This is a genomic window from Rhodovulum adriaticum (assembly GCF_004345735.1).
Taxonomy (GTDB): domain Bacteria; phylum Pseudomonadota; class Alphaproteobacteria; order Rhodobacterales; family Rhodobacteraceae; genus Rhodovulum; species Rhodovulum adriaticum.
This window is the reverse complement of record NZ_SLXL01000006.1, coordinates 47,879-60,985: the sequence shown is the minus strand read 5'-3', so window position 1 is coordinate 60,985 and position 13,107 is coordinate 47,879. Positions and strand designations below refer to the sequence as shown.

The window sequence follows — 13,107 nt, the reverse complement described above, 5'->3', positions numbered from 1 at the left end:
ACCATGGCCGACCAGGACCCCCATCATATCCTCGCGCTGCCGGAATTCGACAAGCCGGTGAAGCTGCTGATCGCGGTGGCGCCCTTCTACCGCGACATCGCCGACATGCTGATCGCGGGCGCCCAGGCCAAACTTGAGGCCGCTGGCGTCACCCATGACCTGATCGAGGTGCCCGGCGCGCTGGAACTGCCCACCGCCATCGGGCTGGCGCATCGGATGTCGAACTATGACGGCTTTGTCGCGCTTGGTTGCGTGATCCGGGGCGAGACCACCCATTACGAAACCGTCTGCAACGACAGCTCGCGCGGGCTGACGTTGCTGGGGTTGCAGGGCGCGCTGATCGGCAACGGCATCCTGACCGTGGAAAACCACGAACAGGCCGTTTGCCGCGCCGATCCCGCCGACATGGACAAGGGGGGCGGGGCCGCTGCGGCGGCGCTGCACCTGATCGCCCTGGCCCGCCGCTGGGGCGGTGAAACCCGCGGCGTGGGCTTCCGGCCCGCGGGCACGATCCAGATCGCCGAAGGTACGGACCGCGCATGAGCACCCCCGGAAAACAGGACAAGCGGCAGATGCGTGCCGCCGCGCGGCTTTATGCGGTGCAGGCGCTGTTCCAGATGGAACAGTCGGGCCAGACCGTGGAAACCGTCCAGCGCGAGTTCGAGGATTGGCGCTTTGGCGTTGGGTATGACGAGGGCGATGCGCTGGCCGAGGGCGATGTGACCCTGTTCCGCACCACGCTGGACACCGCCGTGAACCGGCAGGCCAAGATCGACCAGATGACCGACCGCGCGCTGGTCGCCAAATGGCCCATCGCCCGGATCGATCCGACCCTGCGCGCGCTGTTCCGGGCCGCCGGGGCCGAACTGATCGGCGGCGATGCGCCGCCCAAGGTCATCATCACCGAATACGTGGACGTGGCCAAGGCGTTCTTCCCCGAGGGGCGAGAGCCGAAATTCGTTAACGCCGTGCTGGACCACATGGCGCGCGAGGCAAAGCCCGAGGCGTTCTAGCCCGAAGGCACCAGCGGGGCCGCGATCCCGGCGCGCAGGCGCTGGTGATAGGCGACCAGCGGCGCGCGTGCCTGCACGGCCTGCTTCAGCAGCGTGTCCAGCGGCGGGACCAGGACGTTTTCCAGGAACCCGAACAGGCAGGTATCCACGCCCGAGGGCCGCGCGCCAAAGACAAAGGGCCCGTCCCCCAGCACCGTGCAGACGGCATCCAGTGCCTCTTCGGTGATGGTGCGCAACTCCGCCGGGGCGTGGCGGCCCAGCCCTTGGCCATGCAGCGCCTGCGCGATCTGGCGCCGGACCATGGCAAAGATCGGGCGCCGCAGGGGGGCGGGCACACCCCCGAAAAACGCCGCGCGCGTCGCATCCGGGTTGTCGATCCAGCGCGTGCGCACCAGCACCCAGTAAAGGTATTCCTCCAGCGTGATTCGCAGCATCAGCGCCTGGGCGTGCTGGTCTGGGGTCAGGTCAGCGTCCGGGTCATAGCCGTGATGGGCCGCGATGTGGCGTTGAATGGCCTGCGAATCGGGAATGAGCTGGCCGTCATCCTCCAGCACAGGCAGCTTGCCCAGCGGGGCCTTGCGCGGATTACCCGCCACGCGGTCATGGGGCAGGCCGCTCATTTCCAGCAACAACAGCGATTTGACGGAAAACGGGCTGGGGCTGATGGTGCCCAGGGCGGGGGCAAAGACGTGCAGGCGCAGCATGGGGCAAGGTCCGGCAAGGGGTCAAATTCGTCGCGAGAGTGCCGGATAACCCGCCCCGGGGCCAGAGCCGTCAGTATCGGCGCAGTTTTCCCTTGGAATTCTTCCAAGGATGCCTACCTAATAGTCAGACCAGAGGGAGTTGTCCGATGCCCAAACTCGTCCGCCTTTACATCCGTCAGTCTCTGATCGGCTTTGCGCTGTCCGCGCTTTTCGTTGGGCTGCTGTTCGCGTTCAACGTGGCCAACCTGTGGCACCTTGTGTCGCACAGTCCGTCGGGCTGGTTGGCGGGCGTGCTGTTGTTCATGTTCAACGGGATCGTCTTTTCCGGCGTGCAGTTCGGCATCGCGGTGATGTCGATGGGCCGCGACGACGATGACGACCACGGGCGCCGCCGCCCCTATGTCGCGCCCCGCATGGCCGAGGCGCTGGCCCCGATCCCGGTGCGCGCCGACGAACCGCGCATGCGCCGACGCTAAGGCGCGCGTCCTCTTTCAGTTCAAGATGCACAATTCGGCGGCCCTTGTGGCCGCCTTTTTTTGTGCGGAATGGGTGGGCGCGGGGTGCCCGACCCCTTAGTCCTCTTCGGGGATCACGCGCAGGCGCAGTTCGCGCAGCTGCTCGTTCGTGGGCAGGGTGGGGGCGCCCATCATCAGATCCTCGGCACGCTGGTTCATCGGGAACATGATGACCTCGCGGATGTTCTGCTGGTCGGCCAGCAGCATCACGATCCGGTCGATCCCCGCCGCACAGCCGCCGTGGGGCGGCGCGCCAAAGCGGAAGGCGTTGACCAGGCTGGGGAAGCGATTGCGCACCTCCTCCTCGGTATAGCCCGCCAGGCTGAACGCCTTGAACATCGTGTCCAGCCGGTGGTTCCGGATCGCGCCCGAGATCAGTTCATAGCCGTTGCACGCCAGGTCGTATTGCCAGCCCAGCACCTGCAGCGGGTCGCCCTCCAGCGCGTCCATGCCGCCCTGGGGCATGGAGAACGGGTTATGGCTGAAGTCGATCTCGCCGGTTTCCTCGTCGCGTTCGTACATCGGGAAATCGACGATCCAGCAGAAGGCAAAGCGTGTTTTGTCGGTGAGGTTCAGTTCTTCGCCGATGACATTGCGGGCGCGGCCTGCCACGGCCTCGAACGCGGCGGGTTTGCCGCCGAGGAAGAAGGCGGCGTCGCCCTTGCCCAGCCCCAGTTGCTGGCGGATCGCCTCGGTCCGTTCGGGGCCGATGTTTTTCGCCAGCGGCCCGGCGGCCTCGACCCCGTTTTCGCCCTCGCGCCAGAAAATGTAGCCCATCCCCGGCAGGCCCTCTTTCTGGGCGTAGCTGTTCATCCGGTCGCAGAACTTGCGCGAGCCGCCGCCGGGCGCGGGGATGGCGCGGATTTCGGTGCCGTCCTGTTCCAGCAGCTTGGCAAAGATCGCGAAACCGCTGCCGCGGAAATGGTCGGATACGTCCTGCATCTTGATCGGGTTGCGCAGGTCGGGCTTGTCGGTGCCATACCATTTCATCGCGTCGGCGTATTTGATCTGCGGCCAGTGTTTGTCCACCGTGTGGCCGCCGCCGAATTCCTCGAACACACCCTCAATCACCGGCTGGATCGTGTCGAACACGTCCTGCTGCTCGGCAAAGCTCATCTCCATGTCGAGCTGGTAGAAATCGGTGGGGCTGCGGTCGGCGCGGGGGTCTTCGTCGCGGAAACAGGGCGCGATCTGGAAGTAGCGGTCAAAGCCCGACACCATGATAAGCTGCTTGAAGATCTGCGGCGCCTGCGGCAGCGCATAGAACCGGCCCGGATGCAGGCGCGAGGGCACCAGAAAATCGCGCGCGCCCTCGGGGCTGGAGGCGGTGATGATCGGCGTCTGGTATTCGCGGAACCCCTTGTCCCACATGCGCCGGCGGATGCTGGCCACCACGTCGGAACGCAGTTTCATGTTGTCCTGCATCACCTCGCGGCGCAGGTCCAGGTAGCGATAGCGCAGGCGGGTTTCCTCGGGGTATTCCTGGTCGCCGAAGACCATCAGAGGCAGTTCCTCGGCCGCGCCCAGAACCTCGATCTCGCGAATGAAAACCTCGATCTCGCCGGTGGGCAGCTTGGGGTTGATCAGGCTTTCATCGCGGGCCTTCACCTCGCCGTCGATGCGGATGCACCATTCCGAACGCACCTTTTCAACCTCGGCAAAGGCGGGGCTGTCGGGGTCGGCCAGAACCTGCGTCATACCGTAATGGTCGCGCAGGTCGATGAACAGGATGCCGCCATGGTCGCGCACGCGGTGGACCCAGCCCGACAGGCGGACGGTGTCACCGACATGGGATTTGTTCAGATCGGCGCAGGTGTGGCTGCGGTAGGCATGCATCGGGCGATCCTCTGGCGCTTGGGTGGGTCCGGTCCGCGCCGATACACCCTTGATGGCCCCCGGTGTCAAGGGAGGGGGGCGCGGCGGATTTGAGAGAATCCCGATTCTGGGATAGGATGTCACGCGATCGAGGTCAGGCAACACGGCAATCCACGCGGGGTTTGCGATGTGGCAGGGACTGGTTCACGCGATGCTGGCCCGTTTCGTGCGGGTGGGCTGCCTGGAGGTCACGTTTCCCGACGGCACGATGCGGCGCTACGGTCGGGACGCGTCAGACCCCCTGTGCCTGCACCTGCGCGACACGGCGTTGCTGCGCGCATTGGTGCGCGATCCAGAGATGGCCCTGGGCGAGGGCTATATGGATGGGCGCCTGACCATCGGGGGCGACCGGCTGCACGATTTCCTGACGCTGGTGCTGCGCAACCGGCAGGCGGGCGGTTTGCCGGCCTGGGCGCGGGGGGCAGACGTGATACGCTTTGCCCTGCGCGACTGGGTGCAGCGCAACACGCCGGGCAAGGCGCGCATGAACGTCGCCCATCACTACGACCTGTCCAACGATCTTTATCGCCGCTTTCTGGATACGGACATGCAGTATAGCTGCGCCTATTTTGCGCGGCCCGACATGACCCTGGAACAGGCGCAGGCCGCGAAAAAGGCCCATATCGCGGCCAAGCTGCTGTTGCAGCCGGATATGCATGTTCTGGATATCGGCTGCGGCTGGGGCGGCATGGCGATCACGCTGGCGCGCGATTACGGGGTGCGGGTTACGGCCGTAACGCTGTCGGCCAACCAGTTGGAACTGGGCCGCGCGCGTGTGGCCCAGGCCGGGCTGTCGGACCGGGTGGACCTGCGGCTGATGGATTACCGCAAGCTGACCGGCCCGTATGACCGGATCGTCAGCATCGGCATGTTCGAGCATGTCGGCCTGCCGCAATATCAGACCTATTTCGGCAAGCTGCGCGACCTGCTGACGCCTGACGGCGTGGCGCTGATCCATACCATCGGGCGGGTGGATCGGCCTCACCGCCCCTCGGGCTGGCTGACGCGCTACATCTTTCCGGGGGGCTACGTGCCCTCGCTGGCCGAGGTGGCGGGGCCGGTCGAACGGTCCGGGCTGTGGCTGACCGACCTGGAGGTCTGGCGACTGCATTATGCGCGCACCCTGGCCGAATGGCTGAAACGGTTCGAGGCGGAGCTGGACGCGGTACGCGCCACCCATGACGAACGGTTCATCCGCATGTGGCGGTATTACCTGACCGCCTGCCAGGCCACGTTCGAGGTGGACCGGCAGGGCGTTTTTCAGGTGCAGCTTGCGCGGCGGGCCGATGCGGTGCCGCTGACCCGCGACTACATCGCCCGGCTATCGGCCACCGGACCGGTCGCCGCGCAATAGACGGGATCAGTCGCGCGTGATCTCGAACCGGCAGACGCCACTGCCGCTGGCCGTGCATTTGGTTTCGCGGGTGCGCAACCGCTTGTCCACCAGCGTCTGGAACAGCGTGTCGAACACTGCCTCGTGCCAGCCGCAAATCGGGTGCGGTGCGCTTTCGCCCCGGATCAGGGGGTTGTCTGTCAACTCGAACACCAGCGGGCGGGTAGAGATGACGCGGAATTCACCGGACCCGGCAAAGGTCCAACTGTTCTTTTCGATCGCCTTGGCCAGCACGGGCGCGGCCAGGGCGGGGGGCAGCAGTTTCAGCACCTTTTGCGCCGGGCCGGGGATGCGGTGGGCCAGGATATAGTCCCCGGTCCGCGCACCCGCCTCTCGCAAAAGGTCGGGCGCGCGGCCGGGTAGGCGGGCGCGCAGTGCGCGGTGCATGGCGGCGGCCGGTCCCTCGTCCATAAGGCCGGTGTCCGACGGGGGTTCGTTCAATCCCGCCGCCTGCAACAGCTCGTCGCGCAGCGCAGCCCCACCTGCCGCCTCCAGCACAGGGAGAAGCTGGAGAACGGCATTCGGTCCGATCCGGCCCGACTGGCCGGATTGGGTGTCTTTCATCAGGCGTCTTCCATCTGTTGGTCGCCCCCGCCGCAGACGCGCGCTGCGGCGGCCGCCTGTTTGCCAGCGGCCTCTTCAGGCGGCATCTTGAAGCTGTTGTCCTTCGACTGCCGCTTGGCCTTGGCCTGTGCGGCGCGGTCGGCTGCGGATTCCCAGTCCTCGATCACGGCCTGAGCGGGTTTGCGGTCCATGTCGAAGTCGAACTTGACCTTGTCCTTGGACTGCGGGCCCCAGTAGTTGTTCTTGCCCAGATCGTAGAAGGTCCGGCCGACACCGGCCTTGAGGAACGCCTTGAGGCAGCCCAGCAGATACCGGCGGCGGAACCCGGTGCCGCGCCAGGGGTAGTGGAAGAACGCCTTGCGCATGTAGAACCGGCGATAGTTGTGCATTACGCGGTCCAGCAACTCGGCGCGGTCCATCGCCTCGGGCTTCATGATCGGGTTCACGAAGTTGTAGCGGCTGTAGTCGAACACCTCGACCTTGTTGTGCAGCTCTTCGAAGAGCGGCGTGAACGGCCAGGGCGTGTACATGGCCCAGTTTGCCAGGTCAGGCTGCCAGTCCCAGCACAGCTGGAAGGTTTCTTCCAGCGTTTCGGGGGTTTCGTTGTCCAGACCCACGATGAACTGCGCCTCGGTCAGGATATCGGCGTCGCGCAGCAGCTGGATCGCGCGCTTGTTGTCGTCGACGCGGGTTTCCTTGTTGAACTGGTCCAGCTTCAGCTGCGCCGCGGCCTCGGTGCCCAGACTGATGTGGACAAGCCCCGCCTTGCGATAGAAGGGTAGCAACTCTTCGTCGCGCAGGATGTCGGTCACGCGGGTGTTGATACCCCATTTGACCTTTTTCGGCAGGTCGCGGTCGATCAGTTCCTGACAGAAGGCGATGAACTTCTTGCGGTTGATGGTCGGTTCCTCGTCCGCAAGGATGAAGAAGCCGACATCGTGCTTCTCGACCAGTTCCTCGATCTCGTCGACCACCAGCTTGGGGTCGCGGATGCGGTAGTCGCGCCAGAATTTCCACTGCGAGCAGAACGAGCAGGTGAAGGGACAGCCGCGGGCCATGTTGGGGATGGCGACCCGGCAGTTGAGCGGCTCGTAGATATACTTCTTCCACTCAAGGATGTCCCAGTCGGGCTTGATCTTGTCGATGTCGCGGATGGTGGGCGCGGCAGCGGTGGCGACGATTTCATCGCCATCCAGGAAGGCCAGGCCCTTGATGTCGCGGCGGTTTTCCGGCCATTTGCCGTCGCGGATCGCGTCCATCAGCTCGACGATGATCTCTTCGCCTTCGCCGCGGCAGATCACGTCGACCCAGGGGGCCTCGCTCAGCACCTGCTTGAACATAAAGGTGGCGTGGATGCCGCCCAGGACGCGCACCGCGTTCGGCACCTCTTCCTTGGCGATCTCCAGCAGGCGTTCGGCGGCGTAGATCGACGGCGTGATCGAGGTCGAGGCCACGACATCGGGTTGCAGCGCCTTGAGCTGCTTGCGCAGATCGTCCTCGGACAGGTTGTCCGTCATCGCGTCGATGAAGGTGATGTCCTCATAGCCGGCCTGGCGCAGCGCGCCGGTCAGGTAGGCAACCCAAGCCGGCGGCCAGGTGCCGGCAATCTCGGCCCCGCCAGAGCGGTAGTTGGGATGGATGAAGCAAATTCGCATGGATCGACTCCCCGTGTTTCGTCGGCGAACATGGCACATCGTCTGTCAATCAGAATTGACACATGTCAAATCGGTGTCAGGTTGTTTTGCGGCTGACGCGCCGGGGGTCAGAACGGGCGCTGGATATTGCCCGAATAGAAGAACATCCCAAGCCCCAGCGTGAAAACGATCCAGCCGGCAAGGGCATGCAGAACCACGGCCATTGGGAAATTTCCCCTGGAATCATAGGCCCACGCAAAGGCCAGCCCGCCGCAGAAGGTCATCGCGGCGACAAGGCCGTTCCAGTAGAACAGGTGGGCCAGCGAAAACAGCGCCGCGTTCAGCACCAGCGCCCAGGGCCGCCCCGGCAACAGCCTGCCATAGCGCCGGAAGAACAGCGGACGGAACACGATCTCTTGCGGCAGGGCCGACAGCGGCGGGTAAAGCAGCAGGATTGCCAGCCACAGAATCGGCTGTTCGCGCGGCAGCACCAGAAACGCCCCCGGCGCAGTGACCAGCACCGCGCAGGTGGCCACCGTCAGCGTCGCGACGGTGAACAGCGCGACGGGGCGCCATGCAATCCGCCGCGTCCCCCGTCCCAGTTCGGCCCAGTCGAAACCGGGCGTAAGGTGCAAGAGCACAAGACCAAGCGCCGTCAGGGCAAAAAGCCCCGGAAACAGCGCGTCGGGTGGCAGGACAAAGGCCATCGCCAGCGGCGTGATCAGGTAGAAGGCCAGGAATTCGCCCCACAGCCGCAGCGCGGATGTCGGTCGGATCTCGCCCTGAAATTCCTTCGCCTGCATTTGGTGCCCCATGTCGTTGGCGCTATCGGCCCCTGCCGTACCCAGTTTCACCTAGTCGTGCGGCGAAGATCGGCCAGCTTTGCGCCCCCGCTGGCCCGGTGTGTTTCACTAGGTCTTGCGCCTGCAACTTGCTTGTCTATAACCCCCATCAATTTGCCAATCCGGGGGACGGGCCATGCCGAAAAGAACCGATATCAAGTCCATCATGATCATCGGCGCGGGGCCCATCGTCATCGGGCAAGCCTGCGAATTCGACTATTCCGGCGCCCAGGCGTGCAAGGCCCTGCGCGAAGAGGGGTACCGGGTGATCCTGGTGAACTCCAACCCCGCCACGATCATGACCGATCCGGGGCTGGCCGATGCCACTTATATCGAGCCGATCACCCCCGAGATCGTCGCCAAGATCATCGAGAAGGAGCGCCCCGACGCGCTGCTGCCCACCATGGGCGGGCAAACGGGGCTGAACACCTCGCTGAAACTGGCGGACATGGGGGTGCTGCACAAATACGGCGTGGAACTGATCGGCGCCAACCGCGCCGCCATCGAGATGGCTGAGGACCGCAAGCTGTTCCGCGAGGCGATGGACCGGATCGGGCTGGAAAACCCCAAGGCCACCATCGCCAACAACATGGAAGAGTGCATGGCCGCACTGGAACATGTGGGCCTGCCCGCGATCATCCGCCCGGCCTTTACCCTGGGCGGCACCGGCGGCGGCGTTGCCTATAACCGTGAAGAGTTCGAGCATTATTGCAAGACCGGGCTCGATGCCTCTCCGGTCAACCAGATCCTGATCGACGAAAGCCTGCTGGGCTGGAAGGAATACGAGATGGAGGTTGTCCGCGACAAGGCGGACAACGCGATCATCGTCTGTTCGATCGAGAACGTGGACCCGATGGGCGTACACACCGGCGATTCCATCACCGTGGCGCCTGCGCTGACGCTGACCGACAAGGAATACCAGATCATGCGCAACGGCAGTATTGCCGTGCTGCGCGAGATCGGGGTCGAAACCGGCGGCTCCAACGTGCAATGGGCGGTCAACCCCGAGGACGGCCGCATGGTCGTGATCGAGATGAACCCGCGGGTCTCGCGCTCCTCGGCGCTGGCGTCCAAGGCGACGGGCTTCCCCATCGCCAAGATCGCCGCAAAACTGGCCGTGGGATATACGCTGGACGAGCTGGACAACGACATCACCAAGGTCACGCCGGCCAGCTTTGAGCCCACCATCGATTATGTCGTGACCAAAATCCCGCGCTTTGCCTTTGAAAAGTTCCCGGGCGCCAAGCCGGAACTGACCACCGCGATGAAATCCGTGGGCGAGGCGATGGCTATCGGCCGCACGATCCATGAATCCCTGCAAAAGGCGCTGGCCTCGATGGAAACCGGCCTGACCGGGTTTGACGAAATTGCCATCGAGGGCGCCCCCGACCACGCCCAGATCGTTGCCGCGCTGTCGAAACAGACCCCCGACCGCCTGCGGATCATCGCCCAGGCGATGCGCCACGGGCTGACCGATGACGACATTCAGGCCGTTACCCAGTTCGATCCCTGGTTCCTGGCCCGCATCCGCGAAATCGTCGAGGCCGAGGAAGAGGTGCGCAAATCCGGCCTGCCGATGACCGAGGACGGCCTGCGCGAGTTGAAGATGCTGGGCTTTACCGATGCCCGACTGGCCAACCTGACCGGCCGGGACGAGGCACAGGTGCGGCGCGCGCGCCAAAACCTGGGCGTCACCGCGGTTTTCAAGCGGATCGATACCTGCGCGGCCGAGTTCGAGGCCCAGACGCCGTACATGTATTCCACCTACGAAACCCCCGTGATGGGCGACGTGGAATGCGAGGCGCGCGCCAGCGACCGCAAGAAGGTGGTGATCCTGGGCGGCGGTCCGAACCGGATCGGGCAGGGGATCGAGTTCGATTATTGCTGCTGTCACGCCTGTTTCGCGCTAACCGATGCGGGCTATGAAACGGTGATGATCAACTGCAACCCCGAGACCGTGTCGACCGACTATGACACCTCGGACCGGCTGTATTTCGAACCGCTGACCTTTGAACATGTGATGGAAATCCTGCGGGTCGAACAGTCCCGCGGCACCCTGCACGGCGTCATCGTGCAGTTCGGCGGTCAGACGCCGCTGAAACTGGCCAACGACCTAGAGGCCGAGGGCATCCCGATCCTGGGCACCTCGCCCGATGCCATCGACCTGGCCGAGGACCGCGAGCGGTTCCAGGCGCTGGTGCACAAGCTGGACCTGAAACAGCCCAAGAACGCGATTGCCGCCTCGGATGCCGCCGCGATGCAGGCGGCCGAGGAAATCGGCTATCCGCTGGTTATCCGCCCCTCTTACGTGCTGGGTGGCCGCGCGATGGAAATCGTGCGCGATACCGCACATCTGGAACGCTACATTTCCGAGGCGGTGGTCGTGTCGGGCAAGTCGCCCGTCCTGCTGGACAGCTACCTGTCGGGCGCCACGGAAATCGACGTTGACGCGCTGTGCGATGGCACCGATGTGCATGTCGCCGGTATCATGCAGCATATCGAGGAGGCGGGCGTGCATTCCGGCGACAGCGCCTGTTCGCTGCCGCCCTATTCGCTGCCCGCCGACATCATCGATGAGCTGAAGACCCAGACCCGCGCGCTGGCGCTGGAGCTGGGCGTCGTCGGTCTGATGAACGTGCAATTCGCGGTCAAGGACGGCGAGGTTTACCTGATCGAGGTGAACCCGCGCGCCTCGCGCACCGTGCCCTTCGTTGCCAAGGCGGTGAATTCGCCCATCGCCTCGATCGCCGCGCGTGTCATGGCGGGTGAAAAACTGGCCGCGTTCGACCTTGTCGATCCGCAGATCGAGGGGTTCGCGGTGAAAGAGGCGGTGCTGCCCTTTGCCCGCTTCCCCGGCGTCGATACGTTGCTGGGGCCTGAAATGCGCTCCACCGGCGAGGTGATGGGCTTTGACCACAGCTTCCCCCGTGCCTTCCTGAAGGCGCAGATGGGTGCGGGCAGCGATCTGCCGCATGAGGGGACGGTCTTCTTCTCGATCAAGGACGCGGACAAAACCCCGCAACTGGTGGAAACCGCGCAAATCCTGATCGGGCTGGGCTTTGACATTCTCGCCACGCGCGGCACGGCAAAATTCCTGGCCGAAAACGGGATCGAGGCGCAGACGGTGAACAAGGCCTATGAGGGCGGGCGCACCATCGTCGACGTGATGAAGGACGGGCTGGTGCATCTGGTGATGAACACCACCGAGGGCAAGCAAGCGGTGTCCGACTCGCGCTCGATGCGGACGGTCGCGCTGATGGATCGCATCCCCTATTTCACCACCGCCGCCGCCAGCCATGCGGCCGCGCTGGCCATGAAGTCGCGAGAGGCGGGGGAATTGCAGGTGCGGCGATTGCAGGACTGAGGCCGGCTCAGCCCTCGCGTTCGCGCGGGGGGCGGGCCAGCCCGCCATAGACGCGCGCGGCCATCTCTCGCGTCAGCTTGCGGCGCATGGCCCGTTCGAAATCGGTGAAATCCCGGGCGGTTTCGACAAAGGCGCCGGGGCCGCGGATCACCTGTTCCCGGTAAAAGCGAAAGACCTGGGCGTCATCCTCTGTTGCGCCGCCGATGGCCAGCCCGTTCACCGTGATCCCGGCCAGCGGAAAGTTGCGGTAGGCCAGGTCGGGACCGAAGCCGTCGTTGTTGATCCCGTCGCCCGAGATATCCAGCGTTTGAAACAGGCAGGGCGGGGCGCGCTGGAACACGCCCGCCGCATAACCGATGCCAAAGCCCATCGCTGTCGGAAACTCCGCGTAGCGACGGCGCGAGTTGGCGATGTCCGCCGCGGCGCCGGCGATGGCGGCAGGGCTGTCCAGCAGGCGCCAGTCCAGCACCATGTCCTGCTGGTATCGGCCGCTCCATTCATAGACGGCCAGGGCCACCGGGGCGCCGGGCACCGACAGGATTTCCTGTTGCACCTCTGGCGCGGTCAGGGCTGCCGCCAGCCCGGCGCGTTGCAGCCTGTCCTCTTCCGCGTTGACCGAAGAGGAGATGTCCAGCGCCACGACCAGGGCCAGCCGACAGGCCGCTTGGGCCTGTGTGGCTAGCGCAATCAGGCCGGCGGCAAGGGGGGCGAGGGCGGCAAGGCGGCGCATGGGGCCGCTTACCAATGCCCGGTATTGCCCATGCTGGCCCAGGGCTCGGCCGGGGGCAGGGGATCGCCCATTTGCAGCAATTCGACGGAAATGTTGTCGGGGCTGCGCACGAAGGCCATGCGCCCGTCACGCGGCGGGCGGTTGATGGTCACGCCGTTGCGCATCAGATGAGCGCAGAGGTCATAGATGTTTTCCACCGCATAGGCCAGGTGGCCGAAATGTCGGCTGTCCGAGGGCAGGCCGTCATCCCCGTCCCAGTTCCAGGTCAGTTCTACCGGGCATTCTTCCTGCCCCTCGGGCGCCATGAAAACCAGCGTAAAACGGCCCTTGTCGCTCTCGGTCCGGCGCGTTTCCTTCAGGCCCAGCAGTTCGTAAAAGGCAATGGATTTTTCCAGATCCGCGACGCGGACCATGGTGTGCAGATAGCGGATTTGCATGGTCACCCTCCTTTCCCTTTCACCTAATGCGCACGT

The 13,107-nt window shown here is 64.9% G+C and carries 12 protein-coding genes; 5 read left to right on the top strand and 7 right to left on the bottom strand.

Annotation, left to right across the window (positions count from 1 at the left end):
• Window positions 1-3: 3 nt before the first annotated feature.
• Complete coding sequence (locus EV656_RS09995; RefSeq protein ID WP_132603150.1) at window positions 4-543, top strand: 6,7-dimethyl-8-ribityllumazine synthase; 540 nt, start codon at window positions 4-6, stop codon at window positions 541-543.
• Entirely contained in the window at window positions 540-1,013 is a 474-nt protein-coding gene (gene nusB / locus EV656_RS09990; RefSeq protein ID WP_132603146.1) for a transcription antitermination factor NusB, read from the top strand. Before EV656_RS09995 ends, nusB begins: the two co-directional genes overlap by 4 nt.
• Here the strand turns inward: nusB and EV656_RS09985 are convergent.
• The gene (locus tag EV656_RS09985; protein WP_132603143.1) at window positions 1,010-1,717 is read right to left on the bottom strand and encodes a glutathione S-transferase family protein; all 708 of its coding nucleotides are present in this window, start codon (window positions 1,715-1,717) and stop codon (window positions 1,010-1,012) included. The genes nusB and EV656_RS09985 overlap by 4 nt on opposite strands.
• Before the next feature lie 146 nt (window positions 1,718-1,863).
• Between EV656_RS09985 and EV656_RS09980 the strand changes: the two genes are divergently transcribed.
• Entirely contained in the window at window positions 1,864-2,193 is a 330-nt protein-coding gene (locus tag EV656_RS09980) for a hypothetical protein (RefSeq protein WP_132603140.1), read from the top strand.
• 96 nt (window positions 2,194-2,289) lie between these two features.
• Here EV656_RS09980 and aspS read toward each other — a convergent pair whose 3' ends face one another.
• Window positions 2,290-4,068, bottom strand: a complete 1,779-nt coding sequence (aspS, locus tag EV656_RS09975) for an aspartate--tRNA ligase (protein WP_132603137.1) — start codon at window positions 4,066-4,068, stop codon at window positions 2,290-2,292.
• A gap of 166 nt (window positions 4,069-4,234) precedes the next feature.
• Between aspS and EV656_RS09970 the strand changes: the two genes are divergently transcribed.
• Window positions 4,235-5,461, top strand: a complete 1,227-nt coding sequence (locus tag EV656_RS09970) for an SAM-dependent methyltransferase (RefSeq protein ID WP_132603134.1) — start codon at window positions 4,235-4,237, stop codon at window positions 5,459-5,461.
• Window positions 5,462-5,467: 6 nt separating this feature from the next.
• Here EV656_RS09970 and bchJ read toward each other — a convergent pair whose 3' ends face one another.
• The 3 genes from bchJ to EV656_RS09955 all read right to left on the bottom strand — a co-directional run bounded on the left by bchJ (window position 5,468) and on the right by EV656_RS09955 (window position 8,501).
• On the bottom strand, window positions 5,468-6,064 hold the full coding sequence (gene bchJ, locus EV656_RS09965) for a bacteriochlorophyll 4-vinyl reductase (RefSeq protein WP_132603131.1): 597 nt from the start codon (window positions 6,062-6,064) through the stop codon (window positions 5,468-5,470).
• Window positions 6,064-7,719 (bottom strand): magnesium-protoporphyrin IX monomethyl ester anaerobic oxidative cyclase, encoded by a 1,656-nt coding sequence (gene bchE / locus EV656_RS09960; RefSeq protein WP_132603128.1) that lies wholly within the window; start codon window positions 7,717-7,719, stop codon window positions 6,064-6,066. Before bchE ends, bchJ begins: the two co-directional genes overlap by 1 nt.
• A 107-nt stretch (window positions 7,720-7,826) precedes the next feature.
• Entirely contained in the window at window positions 7,827-8,501 is a 675-nt protein-coding gene (locus tag EV656_RS09955) for a CPBP family intramembrane glutamic endopeptidase (RefSeq protein WP_132603125.1), read from the bottom strand.
• 175 nt (window positions 8,502-8,676) lie between these two features.
• Here EV656_RS09955 and carB point away from each other — a divergent pair, with 175 nt between their 5' ends.
• Window positions 8,677-11,904, top strand: a complete 3,228-nt coding sequence (gene carB / locus EV656_RS09950; protein WP_132603122.1) for a carbamoyl-phosphate synthase large subunit — start codon at window positions 8,677-8,679, stop codon at window positions 11,902-11,904.
• Between the two features lie 7 nt (window positions 11,905-11,911).
• Here carB and EV656_RS09945 read toward each other — a convergent pair whose 3' ends face one another.
• Window positions 11,912-12,634, bottom strand: coding sequence for a DUF1194 domain-containing protein (locus EV656_RS09945; RefSeq protein ID WP_132603119.1), 723 nt, complete (start codon window positions 12,632-12,634; stop codon window positions 11,912-11,914).
• Between the two features lie 8 nt (window positions 12,635-12,642).
• Window positions 12,643-13,071, bottom strand: coding sequence for a VOC family protein (locus EV656_RS09940; RefSeq protein WP_132603116.1), 429 nt, complete (start codon window positions 13,069-13,071; stop codon window positions 12,643-12,645).
• Window positions 13,072-13,107: the final 36 nt, after the last annotated feature.